We start from the raw sequence: 19,031 nt of genomic DNA on the forward strand, positions 1-19,031 counted from the left end.
TCCAAATAAAAGAAGTTATTCAAAACAGTGCGCTTTTGATTACGAAGGATGCCTGATGGCATCTCAGCGCCCGATATGGGGTTCAGCCGAACAATGCTTATATTTTTGACGAACGGAATCGGAGCTTATGTATAAGAATAAGCAGCAAGGGAAGAGCAATTCCACACGTAAGATCCCAGTCGATCCAATAGGGAATGACGACTTTGAGATAGTAGGTTTCGTTTGGCGAAATAAGGATAGACATACTAAAAATGATCAATGCGCTAGGTAAGATGAGTGAGCGGTAGCTGGGCAATCGGAATAGATGGGCAATTCCTGAGATAAAGCCGTAAAAAAACAAAATGGCTTTGAAAAAAACTGCGATAATCCATACGCATGCGATAAAGGCTTCCATTCGCTGTAGAAAGTTGCCTATATTAATTTTCTGAGCCAGCATAAACGAGGCAAACCAGTAATGCTGTGTTAGAAAAGAACCCATGACTAACAAACTCATGGTCAACGTTAGTGTCAACATTAATCCGCCAATCATACCTGTGAGTAGAATATCCTTCTTCATATGGGGCTTTTGATTCGTGTAGGGAAGCAGCATCATAAAAATACATAGTTCACAATAGGGATAGGTTAGTACAGCGACAAAACCTTTCAAAGGATCTAAAATGCCGTTGGAGAGAACAGGTTTGATGTTGCTCAGTTGCACTTGAGGAAGCAGTAAGACAAGCAGAATGATGAGGAATAATACAACCAGAGGAAGGAACACCTCCGCAGTTCTCCCTATGCAAGCTATCCCCTGTATCAGTCCCCATGCAAGTGCACCAACAAAGATTAGATCGATCACCCATATGGGCGATGAAGGTAAGATCTGAGTAGTCATGAAATCGCCAAGTTCCCGGATAAAGGTAGACGCACTGATTAGAAAATAAAACAAATAAAAACAACTGAACAGAGCACCGATCCAAGAACCAAAAGTTTGAAGTGTATTTTCAATCAGGTTCATTCGTGGATTAAGATTATAGGCGGCCAGAAAGAGGATTAATACGCCCATGCCGCCCCCAACGCCAAGTATCGCTGACAGCCACGCGTCTTCATGTGCGTAGGAAGTTATCATGGCAGGGAATACGAGGATCTGTTCTCCAATCGTACAGAGGAATAGCAGGATGGCCAGTTGCCTGACGTTCAACCTTCCCTTCTCAATCATGTGTTATCTCCTTCGAGTATCTTCATTATCTTGAGCATGTGGATAGGATGCACGAAAAGTACCATTTTTATAATAGGTTGTTCAAAACGTCCGCTTTTGATTACGAAGAATGCCTGACGGCATCTCAACATCATGAACACCATCAATAAAAAATCCCGAACAACGGGCAGATCCTCCATGGCGTGAGAGGGTACCGTATGTTCGGGATTTGTAGAATGTGTAGTGTCAATAAAGCATAATGTGAAACTTATTTTTCTGCCGTTAGACGAATGTGAATCTGCTGCGGATCGACGGTAAACCACACATCATTTTGTTGTGTTAATGTCGCTCCGGCTTCACGTAGCTGCTCTACAGCCTGATTGCGTTCCGCCTCGCTGGAGTACACAATCGTAAAGTATTCAATACCTGTAGCATCGCTAGGATTCACAGGTGCTCCTGAACCTGCCCAGATATTGAGGCCGATATGATGGTGGTATCCACCTGCAGAGATGAATAGTGCTGACATGTTGGCGAAATTACCGACGATATCAAAACCAAGTACACCATGATAGAAGCGGCGTGATTCTTCCAGACTACGTACGTGGAAATGAACATGACCTATGACAGTGCCTACCGGAAGTCCTGCCCAAGTTTCATTCGCAGATAGGTCAAACAAACCTTGAACATCGACGGGATCAGTTCCCATGATGTAGTTATTATCTGCATCGCGCCGCCATGTGTCCCGCGGACGATCGACATAAATTTCGATACCATTAAGGTCAGGATCAGAGATGTACAGTGCCTCACTTACAAGATGATCCCCTTGCCCAATCTCAATACCTGAAGCAGCGAGGTTGCGCAGAGCCAGGCCAAGCGACTTACGATCAGGCAATAGGATTGCAAAATGGTACAAGCCAGCAGACGAACGTTCAGGCATCGTAACAGCGTTAGGAATTTCCTCAAGACGCAAGAGCGAGTGCTGTCCATCTACGGTAAACGTTGCAACAGAATCCTTCCGTTCCAGCAGTTTCAAACCTACCACTTGCGTATAGAATTGAATGGAGCGCTCCAGATTGCTGATTCTCAGACTAACTTCGCCTAGATGGGTAGTAGCGGGAATTTGATAAGGTTGGGTCATGTTGATTCCTCCTGAAATGAAAATGATTTTGTGTTTAGCTATTAAGTATTTGTAAGAATTCAGAGTTAATATTAATCAAGATTGGGATTGAAAACTGCTATTGAGTGTTGCGATTAAATGTACTGAAAGCTAGAGATGACTTTAAAATTGCAAATAAGTTACTTTTCATAAGTTAATATAAAATATAAATTGACTTTCGTCAAATGGTTTCTGGGTGGAAGAGAACTCGTATAAAGCTAATCAGAAGGCCAATTTTGACATTTGGTTTAATCAAATTAAGTTTGCTGCCACTAAAACATAAATCCGGCTGGAGCGCCGGATTTAATGGAGTTCTTATTGAAAATTCATGAGTTATGTCTTCTTCGGAGTCGTTTTTCTCTTTTTCGCAGGCGCAGGAGCAGTATCGTTTTCGCCCCCGGCGACAGCTTGAACGGCCGTTTTTTTCGGTGCACGTTTCTTCGGCTTGGCTGTTGATGTACCAGGATCAGTTGGGATCGGCTTAACAGCCTCGATACTTGCCTGCAGGGCGGCCATTAGATCCATTACATTAGCCTCCGGTTTGGCAGGAGCGATCTTAATCTCTTCACCCGCAACCTTGTGATTAATTAGATCCAGCAATTTCCCCCGGTAATCATCCGTGTATTTGCTAGGCTCAAATGGGGTAGAGAGTTGATCAATCAAGAGCTTCGCCATGGTCAGCTCCTTCTCGTTGACTTGCTGTACCTCGGGCAGATTGGGAACTTGTGAGACGGGACGGATCTCATCTGGATAGAATATCGTCTCCATGGAGAGACAATCCTCAAGGACACGAATAGCGGCTAGGCTGCTTTTGGAGCGGATCGAAATTTTGGCAATCCCGATCTTGCCTGTATCTCGCATGGCGTTCATTAATAGCTGATAAGCGTTCCCTCCCGCCTGATCGGGAGATAGATAATAAGTCTTTTGAAAATAAATCGGGTCAATTTCAGTTAGATCCACGAAATCGAGAATCGTGATGGTTTTGCTAGTAGAATCGTTGAGCGCTTCCAATTCATCTTTTTCGAACAGAACAAATTTGCCCTTCTCATATTCGTACCCCTTGGTAATCTCTTCCCACTGCACTTCAACTTCACAGGAAGGACATTTGCGAACATAGGCGAGCGGGCTACCACAGACTTTGTGAATGTAACGCATGGAGATGTCTTTGTCTTCGGTAGCCGAGAACATTTTGACAGGCACGTGTACAAGTCCAAAACTGATAGCACCTTTCCAGACAGTATGCATAGGTATCGGCTCCTTCGTAATTAAAAGTGAACTTTTTGAACAACCTCTTATAATTGCGTGTTCAAAAAGGGTGTTTTTCAGTACCGAGAAGATGGGATGAAGCTAGAGCTGGAGTAGCGGAGCGTAGGCAAACCTACGTGAGCAACGGACATATCGGCTGAATCCCATATTCGACGTAGAGATGCTTTAGGCATCCTTCGTAATCAAAAGCAGACTTTTTGAACAACCTCTATAAGAAACAGTATGGGCATTTCCGTGTACGGATAACCGCTTCATTCCATGGATCATGTGCTGAGTATGCTTCAGCAAGAGTGGGGGATGATAACAGAAACATCCTTGAGATCAATCTGTAGATCAGGCAAGAGCTGGAGAGTGGTCTTCATCATAGGATGAGCAATGGTAACTATATCTAACCTAGGAGGTGTCTCATGAAGAATGGACGTGATGAAGGGGAGGCTCATGCTCACACATTTTCACCTTATCCTCTTGCAGCATCGGAAGGGTCCGAAGATTTCCACACGCCTGCGACATCTGTTAATTGGGAGGCCGTGACTTCAGAGGAATTACCGCTTGACCGGGAATCGTTCATGCTCGATATTGATCGCATGGTCAATGAGGGGCTCGGCGGAGGTCAGGTAACCGATGATAATGGTTATATAGGGGAGAGCACAACCGATACGATGGTTCGTGAATCACATGATGATCCGGAAGGGGAGTATGAGTAAGATGATGGATGTTAAGCGTGCCAAAGCGATATATGATTCCGAGGATACGATTGCTGTTACGCTCGAAGGAGATCCCGTTTGGATTGAAAGCGTTGATGAAGCCAATGGGATGGCTACCGTACAGGTAGGAAGTCGTCCTGGTAATACGCAAACGGTTCGTGTGGATCGACTGGAGGAGTAGCAACTAAGTGTTGTAAACGTTCAGTGCATGAAAGATGCCGTACAAGTGGTTTCGATTGGCGGGTATAGGTCATGATTCCAGAGAAGACAAGCTGATTTTGGTACGACGCTTGCCCCGAGTATACTCCTGCCCTAATTATATCTGAGCGTGCTTTATGACAAGGTTGGTCAGCCGCAGATTCGCAGATATAGTTCGAGATAAGACCGGTGCCATCAGGTGCCGGTTTTTCGTTATTTTAGCGGGGATATCATGCTCCGTTCATTTCTCAAGTGTTGCGGGGAAGAAGGTGACCGATATAATAGTCTTCAAAGTGAACTCAGGCGGCAGAGCCGTCAAAGGTGGGGCGTAAATTGAATCAAGAGCATGAGCAGTGGGTGTATGATTCCCATGGCATTTCAGATACAGAAGCGCTCGCGTCTGCACTCGCTGGACAGGCAATGGCTGGTATGGTGATTGCACTGGATGGTGATCTGGGCGCGGGCAAAACGGCATTTTCACAAAAGTTCGCCTGGCATTTGGGTGTGCAAGGTGTAGTTAACAGTCCTACGTTTACATTGATTAAGGAATATGAGGGACGATTGCCTTTATATCATATGGATGTATACCGTATTTCATTGGAAGAAGCGGATGAGCTTGGACTAGATGAATACTTCTATGGAGCCGGAGTCAGTCTGGTGGAGTGGTCAAGTATCATCCCTGAGCTACTCCCGGAAGAGCATCTGCATATACAGATAGAAACGACCGGGCCAGAGGATCGTAAGATTACGCTGGATGGATACGGTGAGAAGTATGCCGCCATATGCCGGCAGTTCAGACAGAATGGAGTTTAATAAAATGATGGAAGATTTACAAAAAAAGCCGCGTCAGCGGTTTTTGGCGTTGGATACGTCTACAGCGGTGATGGCTGCCTCAGTGATGGAGGATCACACGCTGCTTGAGGAACGAAATGAACGGGCAGAGCGTAATCATTCCGTGCATGTTGTGCCCGTAATGGAGCAGCTCTTGGCTGCGAGTGGAACACAGCCCGGACAATTAGACGGCATTGCCGTTGGCATTGGGCCAGGATCATACACAGGCATCCGCATTGCGGTGACGGCGGCCAAAACCCTTGCCTGGGCATGGGACATCCCCGTTGCCGGGGTGTCCAGCCTTCAGGCAATGGCCTGGGGCGGCTGGCATCATGGCCTCGCCGCCAAGGCCGAAGCTGCGGCAGAGGAACCTGCCGCAGCAGGGGCTGGCGGAACGCCATCCGCGGACGAGGGCAGCCAGTCGGCTGCCAAGGTCCACTGGATCGTTCCGCTCGTGGATGCGCGGCGCGGTCAAGCGTATACCGCGCTGTTCGCCTCCGCCGGGAGCGATGCGCCCCGGCGGCTTGAGCCTGATGCCATCCGCAAGATGGACGGATGGCTGGAAGCCCTCGCCGCCCGCATCGCGGAGGCGGCGCCGGGAGAGCGGCCCGCTGCCGTCTGGCTTGTCGGCGATGCGGGGCCAGTCGAAGCTGCGGCTGCGCTGCGCTGCCCAGCAGATACGGCGCTACAGCTCATTCCATATGAGCTGGAAGGCCGTTGGGTCGGGCGGCTTGGCGCCGCCGCGCTGCTTGCAGGTCAGCGGGATGACGTGCATGCGCTGGTGCCGAACTACACCCAGCTGGCTGAGGCGGAAGCCAATTTACTGCGAAAAGGCTGAAGGGGGTACGGCGAGCGGATGGATCATTTGACAGAAAACGACCAGGATGCAACGCTCCAGTTCAGACTCATGACACTTTCGGATATTCCCGATGTCATGGTCATTGAGCATGAAGCATTTACGTTGCCTTGGACGGAAGAAGCGTTCCAAAATGAATTAACGCACAATCATTTTGCTAAATATATGGTTATGGAAATAGACGGTACGGCAATCGGCTACGCGGGGATGTGGACGATTATGGATGAGGCGCATATCACGAATATTGCGGTGAGACAGGCTTATCGCGGACGCAAGCTTGGCGAGAGATTGCTGGATGAACTGATGAGAACGGCAGCCTATCTGGGCATGGAACGGATGACGCTGGAGGTAAGGGTTTCGAACTTAGTGGCTCAGCGTTTGTATGAGAAAAAAGGGTTTGAATCGGCAGGCATACGCAAAGGATATTACTCCGACAACATGGAGGATGCGATGATTATGTGGGCGAATTTGCCATCTACAGGCCGAGACGGCGCAGAGGAAGGAAGCGTAACGGATTCATGAAGGAACTGAGTGAGAATCAACAAACACAAACGGCTCCATGCTACATTTTGGCGGTGGAGACGAGCTGCGATGAAACGTCTGTGGCAGTGGTCAAGGATGGTCGGGAAGTGCTGTCCAACTTGATCTCTAGCCAGATTGAGACACATAAGGCATTTGGTGGCGTTGTGCCTGAAGTGGCTTCACGCAAACATGTGGAAGTAATCACATTAATGCTTGAACAGGCCATTGAAGAATCAGGCATTCGTCCAAGAGATTTAAGTGCCATCGCCGTAACGCAAGGTCCGGGACTCGTGGGTGCGCTGCTTGTGGGTATCGTTGCAGCCAAGACGCTGGCTATGGCGCTGGGTAAACCGCTAATTGGAACCCATCATATTGCAGGACATATCTATGCGAATCGTCTGACACAAGAACTGAAGTATCCTGCGATGGCGCTTGTCGTATCGGGTGGACATACGGAGCTTGTGCATATGGAATCCGAAGGTAAGTTCAAACTGATTGGTCGCACACGGGATGATGCAGTAGGTGAGGCATATGATAAAGTGGCTCGGGCATTGGGTTGTCCTTATCCTGGTGGCCCGCATGTTGACCGGATGGCATCAGAGGCAGAGCAGGTTGTACCATTGCCTAGAGTGTGGCTGGAAGCTGATTCATATGACTTCAGTCTCAGCGGATTGAAATCAGCAGTACTCAATGTGCTGAATCAGGCCAAAATGCGCGGAGAAACCCTGGAAGCTTCTGCTGTGGCGAGAGGGTTCCAAGAGGCTGTCGTTGAAGTGCTGGTTGAAAAAGCCGTCCGTGCCGTCCGGCAATATGGCTCACAACAACTGTTGTTGTGTGGTGGTGTTGCGGCAAACCGTGGACTGCGCACGGCATTGCAGGAGCGGTGTGAGCGGGAAGGGCTTGAATTGTTAATTCCACCAATGGTGTATTGTACAGATAATGCTGCCATGATTGGAGCTGCAGCATACCTGAAATGGCAACGTGGAGAAATTTCCGAATTCGATGCCAAAGCCGATCCAGGGTTATCGCTGGAGGAATGGTCTGTGCAATCCGTATAGAGGTTGTTCAAAAAGTCCGCTTTTGATTATGAAGGATGCCCTGAGGCATCTCAGCGCCCGATATGGGATTCAGCCGAATGTCAAATGTAACAGTTGACATTCGGATGTGAAGAATGTATATTAGTTACAAATTTAAGCAATAGGTTCTTCTGAACGATAATAGAAAACGCGATGAACAGGAACAGTAAGGAATTTTCCCGGTTGTAGAGAGCTGCGGGTTGGTGCAACGCAGTCGACGGAAGACCTGAAACTCACCTGGAAGCGGAACGATGGAACACGGTTACTCTCTTAGAGAAGCCGAAGACCGATTAACGGTCGAAAGTACATGGTTACGGGTTGCCTCCGTGAATGGGCCGTTGCCTTGAATCACCGGATAGAATGACGGTGGATGAATGGCAATAACTGAGGGGGCTTCTGACGACTTCGGGTGATTCTATTGTGTGCATAGCATACAAGAGTTACGCGAATGAATCGGAGAAGTCAACAAGAGTGGTACCGCGAAGGTGAACAGCCTGTCGTCTCTTGCATATATGCATGAGGTGGCAGGCTTTTTTGATTTTAATTTATCCAATATCAGATAAATGTAATGAACGGGAGCAGTACAAGGATGAGGCGCACAGAGAGCTGCGGGTTGGTGCGACGCAGTGGCATAATTCCTTAGAATCTCGCCCGGGAACAGAGCTATGGATACATGGAAAGACGATCTGAGTATCACGATACTTCCTTGACGGTAGTAGATGATCTAAGTCCATGTTACACAGCGACGGCTAACCTCCGTTATGGGGTGTTTCTCCGTTTTGGTCGTGTTGCGGCTATACTGCCTGTCCGCCAGATCATAAACGGAGACGACGAGGTGGATGGTGATTCGGCTTAGGCCGTAGCCATCAAGCAAGAGTGGTACCGCGGAGGGGAGAATAACCCGCCGTCTCTTAATGGAGATGGCGGGTTATTTGGTTTTGCTGCCGGCAGCAGGGTGGGCATGGAAATTAGAAGCGCTTATGAGAACTGATACTTCTGGTGTGTAAGTCGACGTACACGCTAGAGCCAACGGCATGACATAACCTATTGATGGAGGCTGATGATATATGACAACGACTAACAAACGGCACATTGAGATTTTTGATACAACACTGCGTGATGGTGAGCAAGCACCAGGAGCGAGCTTACAGCCCGAACAAAAAATTGAACTGGCACATCAACTAGCTTCTCTGGGCATTGACGTCATTGAGCCTGGATTCCCGATCTCCAGCCCAGGGGAGTTCGCGGCGGTTCAGGCGATATCCAGACAATTGCAGAACGTAGAGATTTGTGGATTTGCCCGTGCTGTAAAAGGTGATATTGATGCAGCGGTGCGTGCAACGGCTGATGCTGCACGACGCAGAATTCACCTGTTCATTTCTTCTTCAGATATTCATATTGAGCATCAACTGCGTCGTCCACGCAGCGAAGTTGTAGCTACTGCACGTGAAATGGTTTCATACGCAAGACAATTCAGCGATATCGTAGAATTTACGGCGATGGATGCGGCTCGCACCAAAATGGATGACCTGATTGAAATGATTGAAGTGGTCATTGAGGCTGGGGCTTCGATCATTAATCTGCCAGATACGGTTGGTTATGCACTGCCACATGAATACGGGGAAATGTTCCGCCGTGTACGCGAAGGCGCCAGAGGTGGCGATCAAGTTCGTTACAGTGCTCATTGTCATAATGATCTGGGTCTTGCGGTGGCGAATAGCTTGGCTGCCATTGCGAATGGGGCTTCTCAGATTGAAGTGACCATTAACGGTGTTGGCGAGCGGACAGGTAATGCAGCATTGGAAGAGCTGGTTATGGCACTGGAAACGCGGGGTGATGTGCTTGGAGCAACAACGAATATCAAATTGGAGCAGCTGTACGAGACATCACGTCAGATCAGCCGAGCGATGCACTTCCCGATTGCCTATAACAAGCCAGTCGTAGGACGTAATGCCTTCCAGCACGAATCAGGTATCCATCAGGATGGGCTGTTGAAGAATCGGAACACATACGAGATTATGGACCCGGAAGCACTCGGTATTCCGCGTAGCATGATTATTCTGGGTAAGCATTCGGGGCGTCATGCCTTGAAGGATCGGGTTCGTAAATATGGATTTGAGCCGGATGAACAGCAAATGGAGCAGCTCTACAACGTATTCAAAGAAACAGCCGATCAGCAAAAAGTAGTAAGTGATGATCAGCTGCTGCAGATGGTCAGCCAGACGATGAATATTCCTGCACAGGATTATGAGCTGGTCGAATTGCAGGTTACGGCAGGCAGCATGACGGATCGTATGGCTGCTGTACGTATGCGTGCAGGTGGAGTGGAGCAATCCTATTCCGCAGTAGGAAGTGGGCCTGTAGAAGCGGCCATTCATGCGATCGGTCAGAGCATCTCTGACGATATCACATTTGTGGATATGGAGATTCATGCCTTGAGCGGAGGAGAAGAAGCGAATGCTGAGGCGGCAGTTACAGTGGAGCGTGCGGGTCGTGAATTCAGAGGAACCGCTATACACAGTGATATCGTGATGGCTGCTGGACTTGCGTATGTGGCTGCATGTAATGCGGCTGGACTAAAAGCAGAATCATCCGAAAGTGGAGAGGTCGCTCACGTATAAAATGGGCTCCATTCAACGGCAACAGTTTGGAGATCGGTTTGTCGAATTGAAGGAGTGAAATATCAAGCCATTACTTCAGTTTGTCAAGATGTGATTATAGTTATCCACATATTCAGGATAAATTGTGGGTAACTAAGCTAGAGCCAAACCAGTGTAGTTTTCGAAACGATAAGGTTTTAGGGGATAGAATCCGAGGTGTATATCCACAAACTTGTGGATAATGTGCATAAGTTGGTGGATAAATATGGTTTTTTGTTGAAAATGCGATTCTACCGCCGTTTAATTAAGCCTGTTAAGCTGCTTGGTATCTTGCTTAATTGTGGATAAATGCGTAGCTTGTTCAATAAAAAATATTTTTCAAAATTCGAGTGGATTTGACAAATGGGAAATGATCAGGTTATGGCTGACCCACTTGAATATAATCAACAAAAATGGGGCTGACTTAAGAAATCTCTCTTCGCTCCAAGCGCTAACGAACCTACCGCATCTTAATAAGCGGATTATCTTGCTATGCAAGATGTAACGAGCCTCAGTAACGCTATTCCTTCGTATAATGGTGTCACAACCTAAATAATGGACTGAATCCATGAAATAACGACTCTATGATTCGTTAGATATCAGATTTGAGAAAATAGGAGAGAATAGCGTGTATCAGGTTCATTAGCTTAAAAAGACGCTAAAAGGGATGTCCCTCGTCATGTTTGTGACTTTGGGAGATCCCTTTTAATGTGTGAATATTGCATGCATCGTAGGTGATAAAGTAACGCAATGCTTCATTAGAATACTTTATTGCAAGTATGAATATCTATTCCAAAGCGAGTGCTTCCCATTCTTCATAAGCTGTCGCCACTTGCTGTTTAAGCTCCTCGGACTTGGCCTGAAGCTCCTGTAGCTTCATGTAATCCTGATAAACTTCAGGTAGAGCCATCTGTGCCTCAAGCCCTGTAATCTCATCCTCAAGCTCCGCAATTTTCAACTCTAGCGTTTCTTGTCTGCGTTGTCGATTGCGTTCTTCCCGCTTCGCTTGTTTATCCGCTTCAAAGGATGCAGCGCCTGATTTCTCCGTTGATGAGGGAGCAGTGCCCGCTTTAGGCGAGAGTTTGGCAGAAGCTGCCTTGGCTTCAGCGGCTTCACGCGCGATATCTTCCAGCTCCTGTTTTTTCTCTACATAATCATCGTAATTGCCGAGGTAATGCTCCGTTCCACCTGGATGCAATTCAACGATTCGCTCCGCCATTTTATTGAGGAAATAACGGTCATGGGAGATGAACAGCAACGTACCTTCGTAGTCCATGAGGGCGGCTTCGAGCACTTCTTTGGCGAATAGATCCAAATGGTTCGTAGGCTCGTCCAGAATCAGCATATTGGCTTCCTTAAGCATGAGCTTAGAAAGGGAAACACGCGCCTTTTCCCCGCCGCTGAGCGAGGAGATTTTTTTGAGCACATCGTCACCGCTGAACAAGAAGTTGCCCAGAACCGTACGAATACGAGCTTCCTCCATGCCAGGATAAGCACCCCATAGTTCTTCCAACACGGTGTTGGTAGGAGTTAAGCCTGTTTGCTCCTGATCATAATAGCCGATCTGCACCTTGGTTCCCCATTGAATATCTCCGGCTGCCGGGCGCAAGCTTCCTGTTAGGCATTTGAGCATGGTAGATTTACCAATCCCGTTAGGCCCAATCAGGGCAACGGTCTCTCCCCGTCGCAAGTCGAAGGAAACATTGCGGAATAGGGGCGAACCCTCTTCATAAGCAACAGACAATTGATCCACTCGAAGAACTTCCTTGCCCGACATGACGGCTGTTTCAAAAGAAAAGTGAGCCTTCTTCAGATCGCCCATCGGTTTGTCGAGACGTTCCATTTTGTCGAGCGCTTTGCGCCGACTCTGTGCGCGCTTGGTTGTTGAAGCACGAACAATGTTTTTCTGTACGAATTCTTCCATCTTGGATATTTCATCTTGCTGTTTCTCATATTGCTTCATCTGTGTTTCATACTCAGCCGCTTTGAGCTCCATATATCGACTGTAGTTACCTGTGTATTTTCTGGAACGGTGCCGTTCGATTTCGACGATGGTTGTAACCAGTCGGTCGAGGAAGTAACGGTCGTGGGATACGACCAGCAACGCGCCTGAATACCCTCGAAGGTAATCCTCCAGCCAAGTTAGGGTAGGAATGTCGAGATAGTTCGTCGGTTCATCCAGCATGAGAAGGTCAGGTGCTTGTAACAAAATACGAGCAAGAGCAAGTCGTGTTTTTTGCCCACCGCTCAGCGTAGCAATCGGCGTGTCTGCGGCGAATTCGCCAAAACCCATCCCGTGCAGTACGCTTCGAATGCGAGTCTCCATCTCATAACCGCCATGATCCTTGAACCAATCGGAGCGCTTTGCATAACGTTCCAGCAGCTCCACATATTTTTTCTCATCCTCCATGAAGGCAGGGTCGGCGATATCTTGCTCCATCTGTCTTAATTCAGCCTCAGCTTGGGTTAGATGGGCGAAGACGTTCATCATCTCTTCCCAGATGTTGCGATCGGAATGCAGTCCACTATTTTGGGCGAGATAACCAAGCGTTGTTTCTTTTGATTTGAAAATTTGCCCGCCATCATAGGACATCTCACCCGCAATAATTTTGAGCAACGTTGATTTGCCTGCGCCGTTTACACCGACGAGACCAATTCGTTCACGTTCTAATATTTGTAAGTTTACGCCGTCCAAAATTGGATCGACACCATATCGTTTAATAATTCCGGATACTTGTAATAACATAAAATGAAGTTCCTCCATCGGTCCAGTACGTGATTTGATAACAATAAGTGCGTGTTCAAAAAGTACGGTTGTCAGTACCGAGAAGATGGGATGAACTTTTTGAACAACCTCTATAGTCCAGTTTACATGAAATACAGATCAAATGCACCGCTTGGGAGCGGGGGGCCGTGTAGTCTTTTTGGACAATCAATGATAAACTGAAAGAAGGCATGTTAATTCATGAGTATTTTGCAGAAAATGATTCATGATAACCATTTCAACGAGATGACATCACGTCATAACATATAAATATGATTATTAATGCGTGCTTTTTTCACCTTTCACATCAACAGGAGGGTATTCAAAACCATGCAGGATCGGATGGAACACAAGAGCGAGCTTCGTTCTCGGCTGAAGCAAAGTCGGGATCTGCTGGATGAATCGCTTCGTCTCCATGCGATGGGGGACATAAGCCTTGTGGTGAAGCGGGAGCTACAGCGATTGAGGCTGGACAAGCCAAAGTTAACGATCTTTAGCTATTTGTCCTATCGCAGCGAAGCAACGACAGCGTTTTTGTTTGAAGATGGCTGGAAGCATGGGGATGTGATGCTAGCTCCCAAAGTGCTGGCGAACCCCACTCGGATGGAACTGAGGAGGGTGGCTGGAGAACAGGATATTGAATCAGGAGTATGGGGCATACCCGAACCTAAAGATTCCTGTGAAGTATTGCAGCCGGAGAATTGGCCGTATATCGATCTTGTCATTGTGCCTGGTCTGGGGTTTGATCGTCAGGGTGGCCGGATTGGTTATGGTGGCGGTTATTATGACCGTTTTGCCGAGACGTTGGCAGTCCAATGTTCCCAAGCGGGTCAAAGACCACAGATGGCAGCACTTGTGTTACCAGGGCAATTGCAGGACGAGATTCCGATGGAACCACGCGATCTGCGACTGGATCTGTTGATGACGACCGAAGGTGTACTACATATCAATAAAGGGTTGTGATGGTATTGAGTTCAGATGTACACAATGGACAGACTTCCGGAGGGGAGTTTACCCATTTTAATGAACAGGGACGGGCTCGAATGGTTGATATTTCGGGCAAGGAGGCGACCGTTCGTAAAGCAGTGGCGGTGTCCAAAGTAACGATGCAACCAACTACGCTTGAAGCGATTCGTGAAGGACGCATTGGTAAAGGAGACGTATTGGCTGTTGCTCAAATCGCAGGTATCCAAGGGGCTAAGAAAACGTCAGACTGGATTCCGATGTGCCATCCTCTTGCACTTACAGGTGTAGATATCCGTTTTCACGACAACGGTGTGGATGAGATACAGATTGAAGCAACGGTTAAAACCGAAGGTAAGACTGGGGTCGAGATGGAGGCACTTACGGCAGCCTCGGCTGCGGCGCTAACGATCTATGACATGTGTAAAGCCTTGCAAAAAGATATGATTATCGGTCCGACCATGCTGCAATCCAAAAGTGGTGGAAAAAACGGGGATTTCAATCGTTAAGTGCGTGTTCAAAAGCGGACTTTTTGAACTACCTCTTAAACGGACATTTATTTTCATAAAGGAGAAGGGTGATCTTTATGGTGTGGAGAACAGCAATCCTGACAGCCAGCGACAAAGGGGCCCGCGGGGAACGTGAGGATACGAGTGCACAAGTCATCCGGGAGCTTGTAGAAGAAGAACTGGGTGGGGAGATCGTAGAGTACCGCATCGTTCCTGATGAACCCGATGAGATTATCGCGGCACTAATTGAGATGACAGATTACTTCCATGCAGACCTAGTACTGACCACAGGGGGTACGGAGCTTGCGATTCGCGATATTACCCCGGAAGCGACAAGACGGGTAATTGAGAGAGAAGTTCCAGGTATGGCTGAAGCCATGCGTTACAGTGTCATGAGCAAAAATCGTTCTGCCATGCTGTTCCGCGGCTTGTGTGGTATTCGTGGACGAACATTGATCGTCAATTTGCCTGGTACGCCTAAGGGGGTACACGAGCATTTGGCAGCCATTATGGATCAGCTTCCAGAGGCACTACTCATGGTTACAGGACAGTTTAAGCAATAGATTGAGCATGAATCTCCATAGGTAATCCATTCATAAATTTTGAATAATTTATGAATATTATGGGTTATGTAAGTGGTTACATCTGTGGTATGATTGGCGTAAATCAACATTGTTGTTGTTCTTGATCATTGGATTCTTATGAAACAGAGTTTCTGAGCCTTGCAGAAGGAGGAGTATCCATGGGAAGTGCTATAGGTCCAACAGGTTTTATTTTATTAGTTGTTGTGGCGCTGTTGTTGTTTGGTCCAAACAAGCTTCCTGAACTGGGACGTGCAGTTGGCCGTACTTTTCGTGAATTCAAAGACGGCGCACGCGAGATTATCTCGGATGATGACGCATCCAAGCGCAAGGAGCAGGAAAAGGCCAAGCCACTGGCATCGGAGAGTGCACCTGTAGATAAGCCTGAAGACAAACGCTTGCCGGAGTAATGACGGCCATGAATGAGAATTCCCTTCCTGCCGGAAGGGTTTTGTATTTTAAGCTGGCAATAATGGGGGGCAGGCATGACGCAGCAGACAGAAGAAATGACAATTGTGGAACATTTGAGCGAGCTGCGCAAGCGGCTGATTTATGTGCTGAGCGTTTTTGTTTTAGGTTTAATTGTAGGATTTTTTGTAGCAGATCCCGTGTATGAGTACTTAACGAAAGCCGAGTCGGTTAAAGGTTTTGTTCTGCACGCCTTTTCTTTCTGGGATGGTATTGGCATCTATATGAAGATTGCGGGACTGTTTTCGCTTGTTGTGACATTGCCATTTACAGTGTTTCAGATCTGGAAATTTGTAAGCCCGGGGCTACGACCTATTGAGCGGAAGGCTGCATTGAAATATGTACCGTATGTCTTTCTTCTGTTCCTGATTGGTCTGTCGTTTGCCTATTATGTTGTCTTCCCGATGGCACTTGCGTTTACAACATCGATTACGGAGAAAATGGGACTTGTCGAGACATATGGGATGAAGCAATATTTCAGTTTTCTGTTTGGCATTGTGCTGCCTGTATCTTTGTTGTTCGAGCTTCCACTGCTCATCATGTTCCTGACAGCAATACGGATTCTGAATCCGACCCGTCTTCGCAAAATGAGAAGAGTGGCTTACTTCATCCTGATCTTCATCGCTGTAGTGGTTACACCACCGGATTTTATCTCAGATCTCCTAGTGATGATTCCCTTGCTTTTGTTGTATGAGTTCAGTGTGTTTCTATCGGCCTTTGTATATCGTAAGCAGTTAGCTGCCGATGAGGCGTCAGAGTCGCGCTACACCCAGGCGAGTGACGAGAACAGCATGAATAGCTAGATGAGCTTGGAGGACAGACAAACCTGAAGAAGGTATAACTAGAACTTTTCGTTGACCACAAAAGTTTGAGTGCAGCCGTCGGAGGGTAACGCTGTCCTTGAAGGGTTCTATATTCCTGTTTATGTGTGTCGTTCAACCGACTTATATCTTCATCCCATCTTCTCGGTACTGAAAACCGACCTTTTTGAACATGTACCTTAAAGGACAAGCAGGCATATTTTGCCGAGCAATGGATACAATGGAAGAGGGCTGAACACTCCACGGGGATAAGGCTTGTTATTGTCTTGCGTTTGAATTGCACGGTATGAAGGAACAGAGATTCTAGTGCATTTCAGAGGGTTCGGTGTAAAGAGAACGTAAATTATCACATGAATTCGTGAAAAGGACTTGAAATCATGCTTCAAGTTGAGTATCATAAAGTTGGTTGTTAGCACTGAACACTGTCGAGTGCTAATACATAGCTACAACCTACAATGTAACGTTATATAATTTCAAAAGGAGGCTATTTTTCATGATCAGACCTTTAGGTGAACGCGTATTGGTAGAACCATTGGAGCAAGAGCAAACTACTTCTTTCGGGATCGTACTTCCGGACTCTGCTAAAGAGAAGCCACAAGAGGGTAAAGTAATTGCTGTTGGCGCTGGAGTGCTGAAAGACGGCGTACGTGTAGCTCTGGAAGTGAAAGAAGGAGACCGCGTAATCTTCTCCAAATATGCCGGTACAGAAATCAAATTCGAAGGTAAAGAATATTTGATTATGAAAGAGAGCGACATTCACGCGATTCTCGACTAATTCAAATTTTATCGGTTAACCGAACCATATAGCAGTACCATTTTACACAATATACTAGGGAGGTTTTCTTAACATGGCTAAAGACATTAAATTCAGTGAAGATGCTCGTCGCTCTATGCTTCGTGGTGTAGATGCATTGGCTAATGCAGTAAAAGTAACACTCGGTCCTAAAGGCCGTAACGTTGTACTTGAGAAAAAATTCGGAAGCCCGCTCATCACGAATGACGGTGTAACCATCGCTAAAGAAATCGAACTGGAAGATGCATTCGAGAACATGGGTGCACAACTGGTTAAAGAAGTAGCAACCAAAACAAACGATGTTGCCGGTGACGGTACAACTACAGCAACTGTATTGGCTCAAGCGCTGATCACAGAAGGTCTGAAAAACGTAACTGCAGGCGCTAGCCCAATCGGTATCCGTAAAGGGATCGACAAAGCGGTTAAAGCTGCGGTTGCTGAATTGCAATCCATCTCCAAACCAGTTGAAACGAAACAATCCATCGCACAAGTTGCAGCAATCTCTGCTGCTGACGAAGAAGTAGGCGAACTGATCGCTGAAGCTATGGAAAAAGTAGGTAAAGACGGCGTTATCACTGTAGAAGAATCCAAAGGATTCGCAACAGAGCTTGAAGTGGTTGAAGGTATGCAATTCGACCGTGGATACATCTCTCCTTACATGATCACAGATACGGACAAAATGGAAGCTGTTTTGGACAATCCGTACATCTTGATCACAGACAAAAAAATCTCCAGCACGCAAGACATCTTGCCATTGCTTGAGAAAATCGTTCAACAAGGTAAACCACTCGTATTGATCGCTGAAGATATCGAAGGCGAAGCATTGGCGATGTTGGTTGTGAATAAATTGCGTGGTACATTCAATGCTGTAGCTGTTAAAGCTCCAGGATTCGGTGACCGTCGTAAAGCGATGCTGCAAGATATCGCTGCTCTGACTGGTGGCCAATTGATCACGGAAGAACTGGGTCTGGATCTGAAATCCGCTGTTGTGGAACAACTGGGTACAGCTCGTCAAATCCGTGTAACGAAAGAAAACACAATCATCGTTGACGGTGCTGGTAACAAATCCGATATCGATGCACGTGTAAGCCAAATCCGTACGCAATTGGAAGAAACAACTTCCGAGTTCGACAAAGAGAAACTGCAAGAGCGTCTGGCTAAATTGTCTGGCGGCGTAGCAGTAATCAAAGTTGGTGCGGCTACTGAAACTGAATTGAAAGAACGCAAACTGCGCATCGAAGATGCCCTGAACGCAACTCGCGCTGCGGTTGAAGAAGGTATCGTATCCGGTGGTGGTACTGCGCTTCTGAACGTATATCAAGCTGTTGCTGCTGTAGCATTGTCCGGCGATGAGCAAACAGGTGTGAACATCGTACTGAAAGCTCTAGAAGCACCAATCCGTACAATCGCTGCTAACGCTGGCGAAGAAGGTTCCGTAATCGTTGAACGTCTGAAAAAAGAACAAACAGGCGTAGGCTTCAACGCTGCGACTGGCGAATGGGTTAACATGATCGAAGCAGGTATCGTTGACCCTGCGAAAGTAACGCGTTATGCATTGCAAAACGCTGCTTCCGTAGCAGCAATGTTCCTGACGACTGAAGCGGTTATCGCTGACAAACCAGAACCTGCAAGTGCTGGTGCTGGAATGCCTGACATGGGCGGCATGGGTGGAATGGGCGGCATGATGTAATAAAGGTGTAAAAACCTTTG

General features: G+C 47.2%; 18 protein-coding genes and 2 other annotated features. Of the genes, 14 read left to right on the forward strand and 4 right to left on the reverse strand.

Annotated features, from left to right (window positions below; genetic code table 11):
• Positions 1–97: 97 nt before the first annotated feature.
• From DMB88_RS06600 to DMB88_RS06610, 3 genes are all read right to left on the reverse strand, one after another.
• On the reverse strand, positions 98–1,195 hold the full coding sequence (locus tag DMB88_RS06600; RefSeq protein ID WP_128100713.1) for a GerAB/ArcD/ProY family transporter: 1,098 nt from the start codon (positions 1,193–1,195) through the stop codon (positions 98–100).
• A gap of 247 nt (positions 1,196–1,442) precedes the next feature.
• A complete protein-coding gene (locus DMB88_RS06605; protein WP_128100714.1) occupies positions 1,443–2,312 on the reverse strand; it encodes a VOC family protein in 870 nt (289 codons plus the stop codon).
• A 351-nt stretch (positions 2,313–2,663) separates the two neighbouring features.
• A complete protein-coding gene (locus DMB88_RS06610; RefSeq protein ID WP_128100715.1) occupies positions 2,664–3,575 on the reverse strand; it encodes a non-homologous end joining protein Ku in 912 nt (303 codons plus the stop codon).
• A 428-nt stretch (positions 3,576–4,003) separates the two neighbouring features.
• Between DMB88_RS06610 and DMB88_RS06615 the strand changes: the two genes are divergently transcribed.
• The 7 genes from DMB88_RS06615 (at position 4,004) to DMB88_RS06650 (ending at position 10,404) form a co-directional block, all read left to right on the forward strand.
• Positions 4,004–4,300 carry a hypothetical protein gene (locus DMB88_RS06615; RefSeq protein WP_128100716.1) on the forward strand — a complete coding sequence of 99 codons (297 nt, stop codon included), beginning with the start codon at positions 4,004–4,006 and terminating at the stop codon, positions 4,298–4,300.
• Between the two features lie 4 nt (positions 4,301–4,304).
• A complete protein-coding gene (locus tag DMB88_RS06620) occupies positions 4,305–4,481 on the forward strand; it encodes an H-type small acid-soluble spore protein (protein ID WP_056694429.1) in 177 nt (58 codons plus the stop codon).
• 350 nt (positions 4,482–4,831) lie between these two features.
• The gene (gene tsaE, locus DMB88_RS06625; RefSeq protein WP_128100717.1) at positions 4,832–5,311 is read left to right on the forward strand and encodes a tRNA (adenosine(37)-N6)-threonylcarbamoyltransferase complex ATPase subunit type 1 TsaE; all 480 of its coding nucleotides are present in this window, start codon (positions 4,832–4,834) and stop codon (positions 5,309–5,311) included.
• A gap of 7 nt (positions 5,312–5,318) precedes the next feature.
• A complete protein-coding gene (gene tsaB, locus DMB88_RS06630) occupies positions 5,319–6,167 on the forward strand; it encodes a tRNA (adenosine(37)-N6)-threonylcarbamoyltransferase complex dimerization subunit type 1 TsaB (RefSeq protein WP_128104344.1) in 849 nt (282 codons plus the stop codon).
• 27 nt (positions 6,168–6,194) lie between these two features.
• Complete coding sequence (gene rimI / locus DMB88_RS06635; protein ID WP_128104345.1) at positions 6,195–6,707, forward strand: ribosomal protein S18-alanine N-acetyltransferase; 513 nt, start codon at positions 6,195–6,197, stop codon at positions 6,705–6,707.
• A complete protein-coding gene (gene tsaD, locus DMB88_RS06640) occupies positions 6,704–7,765 on the forward strand; it encodes a tRNA (adenosine(37)-N6)-threonylcarbamoyltransferase complex transferase subunit TsaD (protein WP_128100718.1) in 1,062 nt (353 codons plus the stop codon). The genes rimI and tsaD overlap by 4 nt, the downstream gene beginning before the upstream one ends.
• Positions 7,766–7,927: 162 nt before the next feature.
• Positions 7,928–8,291 (forward strand) — a binding site (T-box leader).
• Positions 8,292–8,342: 51 nt separating this feature from the next.
• Positions 8,343–8,698 (forward strand) — a binding site (T-box leader).
• Between the two features lie 152 nt (positions 8,699–8,850).
• Positions 8,851–10,404: a 2-isopropylmalate synthase gene (locus DMB88_RS06650; protein WP_128100720.1), complete on the forward strand. Its 1,554-nt coding sequence runs from the start codon at positions 8,851–8,853 to the stop codon at positions 10,402–10,404.
• 805 nt (positions 10,405–11,209) lie between these two features.
• Here the strand turns inward: DMB88_RS06650 and DMB88_RS06655 are convergent.
• Positions 11,210–13,168 (reverse strand): ABC-F family ATP-binding cassette domain-containing protein, encoded by a 1,959-nt coding sequence (locus DMB88_RS06655; RefSeq protein WP_128100721.1) that lies wholly within the window; start codon positions 13,166–13,168, stop codon positions 11,210–11,212.
• Positions 13,169–13,516: 348 nt separating this feature from the next.
• Between DMB88_RS06655 and DMB88_RS06660 the strand changes: the two genes are divergently transcribed.
• From DMB88_RS06660 to groL, 7 genes are all read left to right on the forward strand, one after another.
• Positions 13,517–14,149 carry a 5-formyltetrahydrofolate cyclo-ligase gene (locus DMB88_RS06660; protein ID WP_164848626.1) on the forward strand — a complete coding sequence of 211 codons (633 nt, stop codon included), beginning with the start codon at positions 13,517–13,519 and terminating at the stop codon, positions 14,147–14,149.
• On the forward strand, positions 14,149–14,658 hold the full coding sequence (gene moaC / locus DMB88_RS06665) for a cyclic pyranopterin monophosphate synthase MoaC (protein WP_128100723.1): 510 nt from the start codon (positions 14,149–14,151) through the stop codon (positions 14,656–14,658). The genes DMB88_RS06660 and moaC overlap by 1 nt, the downstream gene beginning before the upstream one ends.
• Before the next feature lie 77 nt (positions 14,659–14,735).
• Positions 14,736–15,221 carry a MogA/MoaB family molybdenum cofactor biosynthesis protein gene (locus DMB88_RS06670; RefSeq protein WP_056694365.1) on the forward strand — a complete coding sequence of 162 codons (486 nt, stop codon included), beginning with the start codon at positions 14,736–14,738 and terminating at the stop codon, positions 15,219–15,221.
• Between the two features lie 179 nt (positions 15,222–15,400).
• Complete coding sequence (locus tag DMB88_RS06675; protein ID WP_056694367.1) at positions 15,401–15,649, forward strand: twin-arginine translocase TatA/TatE family subunit; 249 nt, start codon at positions 15,401–15,403, stop codon at positions 15,647–15,649.
• Positions 15,650–15,724: 75 nt separating this feature from the next.
• Positions 15,725–16,510 carry a twin-arginine translocase subunit TatC gene (gene tatC / locus DMB88_RS06680; RefSeq protein WP_128100724.1) on the forward strand — a complete coding sequence of 262 codons (786 nt, stop codon included), beginning with the start codon at positions 15,725–15,727 and terminating at the stop codon, positions 16,508–16,510.
• A 511-nt stretch (positions 16,511–17,021) separates the two neighbouring features.
• The gene (groES, locus tag DMB88_RS06685) at positions 17,022–17,303 is read left to right on the forward strand and encodes a co-chaperone GroES (RefSeq protein ID WP_056694371.1); all 282 of its coding nucleotides are present in this window, start codon (positions 17,022–17,024) and stop codon (positions 17,301–17,303) included.
• A 73-nt stretch (positions 17,304–17,376) separates the two neighbouring features.
• Positions 17,377–19,011, forward strand: a complete 1,635-nt coding sequence (gene groL, locus DMB88_RS06690; RefSeq protein ID WP_128100725.1) for a chaperonin GroEL — start codon at positions 17,377–17,379, stop codon at positions 19,009–19,011.
• The last annotated feature ends 20 nt before the right edge of the window (positions 19,012–19,031 follow it).

Source organism: Paenibacillus sp. DCT19 (assembly GCF_003268635.1).
GTDB lineage: Bacteria > Bacillota > Bacilli > Paenibacillales > Paenibacillaceae > Paenibacillus.

Bases quoted from the DNA above. Each gene is read 5' to 3' on its own strand.
- tsaB (WP_128104344.1), top strand. From the start codon at position 5,319: ATGGAAGATTTACAAAAAAAGCCGCGTCAGCGGTTTTTGGCGTTGGAT.
- groL (WP_128100725.1), top strand. From the start codon at position 17,377: ATGGCTAAAGACATTAAATTCAGTGAAGATGCTCGTCGCTCTATGCTT.
- tsaD (WP_128100718.1), top strand. From the start codon at position 6,704: ATGAAGGAACTGAGTGAGAATCAACAAACACAAACGGCTCCATGCTAC.
- DMB88_RS06605 (WP_128100714.1), bottom strand. From the start codon at position 2,312: ATGACCCAACCTTATCAAATTCCCGCTACTACCCATCTAGGCGAAGTT.
- DMB88_RS06620 (WP_056694429.1), top strand. From the start codon at position 4,305: ATGGATGTTAAGCGTGCCAAAGCGATATATGATTCCGAGGATACGATT.
- DMB88_RS06655 (WP_128100721.1), bottom strand. From the start codon at position 13,168: ATGTTATTACAAGTATCCGGAATTATTAAACGATATGGTGTCGATCCA.
- moaC (WP_128100723.1), top strand. From the start codon at position 14,149: ATGGTATTGAGTTCAGATGTACACAATGGACAGACTTCCGGAGGGGAG.
- DMB88_RS06660 (WP_164848626.1), top strand. From the start codon at position 13,517: ATGCAGGATCGGATGGAACACAAGAGCGAGCTTCGTTCTCGGCTGAAG.
- tatC (WP_128100724.1), top strand. From the start codon at position 15,725: ATGACGCAGCAGACAGAAGAAATGACAATTGTGGAACATTTGAGCGAG.
- DMB88_RS06615 (WP_128100716.1), top strand. From the start codon at position 4,004: ATGAAGAATGGACGTGATGAAGGGGAGGCTCATGCTCACACATTTTCA.
- DMB88_RS06670 (WP_056694365.1), top strand. From the start codon at position 14,736: ATGGTGTGGAGAACAGCAATCCTGACAGCCAGCGACAAAGGGGCCCGC.
- DMB88_RS06600 (WP_128100713.1), bottom strand. From the start codon at position 1,195: ATGATTGAGAAGGGAAGGTTGAACGTCAGGCAACTGGCCATCCTGCTA.
- DMB88_RS06675 (WP_056694367.1), top strand. From the start codon at position 15,401: ATGGGAAGTGCTATAGGTCCAACAGGTTTTATTTTATTAGTTGTTGTG.
- groES (WP_056694371.1), top strand. From the start codon at position 17,022: ATGATCAGACCTTTAGGTGAACGCGTATTGGTAGAACCATTGGAGCAA.
- DMB88_RS06610 (WP_128100715.1), bottom strand. From the start codon at position 3,575: ATGCATACTGTCTGGAAAGGTGCTATCAGTTTTGGACTTGTACACGTG.
- DMB88_RS06650 (WP_128100720.1), top strand. From the start codon at position 8,851: ATGACAACGACTAACAAACGGCACATTGAGATTTTTGATACAACACTG.